A 2086-nucleotide genomic window follows, 5' to 3' on the forward strand; every position below is an offset into this window, starting at 1 on the left:
GTCGCGCCGCTGACCGGCTGCGCGCGCAACGTCGACCAGGGCTGCGCGCCGCTGAAGATCCTCGAATCGATGGCCGCCGGCACGCCGGTGGTCGCGTCCGGGCTGCCCGCCGTACGCGAGATCATGGCCGACGGCGCGCACGGCCGCCTGGTCGCCCCGGACCGGCCCGCGGAACTGGCGCGTGCGATCCGCGTGCTGCTGGAGTACCCGGACGCGGCGCGGGCGATGGGGGAGCGCGGCCGGCGCCGCGTACGGGACGACTTTTCTTGGAGTACGACGCGGGCGGAAATGACCAGTATTTATCGTGGTTTGACCGAAGATTTGAGCATCCACGGTTGGTAGTGTCCGGCTCATGTTCTGGCGGAAGACACGCGAAGCGATCGGCCGCTTCCACCCCGTGCACCAGCGGCTGACCCTGGAACGCACGGTCTCGGCGTCGGCTCCTCCCGGAGAGTGGGCGAACGTCCTTGCGAGCCTTTCCCGGCACGAGACGACGGTGAGGCGCCGGAAATGGCGAATGCCGCCGCGGGCGACGGAAGTGCTCGTACCGCTGATCCAGGCACTGTCGGAGGACACCGGGCCCGGCGGCACGATCGGCGTCACGGCCGACTTTCGCGGGCCGAAGGCGGGGGACAAGACCGGCCCCAAGAACGACCTGCCCGTCAGCGGCCGGGTTCGTAAGCTCACCCAGTGGTTCGTCGTCGACCCCTGGCTCCGGGTCCGCGCGGAGCTGACGGACGGCAGCGTGGTCGAGATCCAGGTCACCGACCGGATCCGGCATCGGAGGATCTCCAAGGTCACCCCTCGCGGGAAGCACAAGATCAAGACCAAGAAGAAGGCCGTGCAGCGGATCGAGGCCAGGCGCACGCTGGCGAAGGGCGCCACGGCACGGCGCCCGGCGACCGCGCCGCCCGGCTGGGTCGGCCTGCGGATCAAGAACGGCAGGCGGACCACACTGGTCGCGACCGGCAAGCTGCCCCAGGTCCCGGGGCAGGACGACCAGTTCCGGGCGATCCTCACGGTCGTCACCGAGCTGTTCCGCTGGACCCCGCCGCAGACCTCCGGGAGGACCGCGTGAACCCCTGCGGAGCGACCACCGGATTCTTCATCCTCGGCCGCTGCGACCGGCCTTCGGTCACCGTGTGCCACTGCGGCCGCCCGGTGTGCGCCGAGCACGCCGACGCCCAGGGCCGGTGCCCGGAGTGCTCCGGCGCCCAGGGCTACGCCGACCCGTACGGGCGGGGCTGGGCGCGCGGCTTCCGTCGCTCGTACTACCAGCGGACCTCCTACGACTACGGCGACCCGGTCCTGTACGACACCTACGACAGCTACGACCGGGACGGTTTCGACCAGGGCGACGACTCCGACCCGGGCGATGACGGTTTCGACATCGGCGGGGACGTCGGCGGCGACTCCGGCGACGGCGGCTGGGACGACAGCTGATGCGCGTCCTGTGGCTCACCGAGCACTATCCGCCGAGCCGCGGCGGCATGGCCGAGTCGTGCGACCGGATCGTCCGCGGCCTGCGCGACGCCGACGCGGACGTGGAGGTCGACGTCGCGCACCTGACCCGGCGTGACCGGCCGTGGGGGAGCGAGCGGGAGTACGGCGGCCGGCTGCTGACCGCGCCGCTCGGCGACAGCCCCGAGCACGCGCTGCGCCGGCTCTGGACCATGCTCGCCGGCCGTTCCTACACGCACGTCGTCGCGTTCGGCGGCACGTACGCGCTGCTGGGCGCGCCGGTCATCGCCGCCTGGCTCGGCGTGCCGCTGGTCACCTGCCTGCGCGGCAACGACTTCGACACCGGGGTCTTCTCGCTGCGCCGCCGCGAGACGCTGATGAGCGCGCTGCGCGCCTCGGCACGCGTCTGCGTGGTCGCCCGCTCGCACGCGCCGCTGGTCTCCGCGCTCGTGCCCGGGGCGGCCGTGACCTGGGTGGCCAACGGGATCGACACGGCGAACTGGGAGATCCTGCCCTCCGAGCGGTCCCGCGCGGCGGCGTGGCGGGCCTCCGCCGTCGCGCCCGGCCGCCGTGTCCTCGGCCTCGTCGGGCAGCTCAAGAACAAGAAGGGCGTCGGGTTCCTGCT

General features: G+C 72.4%; 4 protein-coding genes. All 4 read left to right on the forward strand.

The genetic code is table 11. The features are described 5' to 3' along the window. A partial coding sequence (locus ACFFNX_RS48400; RefSeq protein ID WP_378213188.1) for a glycosyltransferase occupies positions 1 to 342 on the forward strand: 342 nt, incomplete at its 5' end. A 10-nt stretch (positions 343 to 352) separates the two neighbouring features. Next, positions 353 to 1078, forward strand: coding sequence for a hypothetical protein (locus ACFFNX_RS48405; protein WP_378213189.1), 726 nt, complete (start codon positions 353 to 355; stop codon positions 1076 to 1078). Then, entirely contained in the window at positions 1075 to 1443 is a 369-nt protein-coding gene (locus ACFFNX_RS48410; RefSeq protein WP_378213190.1) for a hypothetical protein, read from the forward strand. Before ACFFNX_RS48405 ends, ACFFNX_RS48410 begins: the two co-directional genes overlap by 4 nt. Beyond that, a partial coding sequence (locus ACFFNX_RS48415) for a glycosyltransferase (RefSeq protein ID WP_378213191.1) occupies positions 1443 to 2086 on the forward strand: 644 nt, incomplete at its 3' end. The genes ACFFNX_RS48410 and ACFFNX_RS48415, both read left to right, overlap by 1 nt.

The organism is Actinoallomurus acaciae (genome assembly GCF_042429965.1).
Classification (GTDB): domain Bacteria; phylum Actinomycetota; class Actinomycetes; order Streptosporangiales; family Streptosporangiaceae; genus Actinoallomurus; species Actinoallomurus acaciae.

Excerpts from the sequence above, each read along its gene's own strand:
- ACFFNX_RS48405 (WP_378213189.1), top strand. The coding sequence starts at position 353 with ATGTTCTGGCGGAAGACACGCGAAGCGATCGGCCGCTTCCACCCCGTG.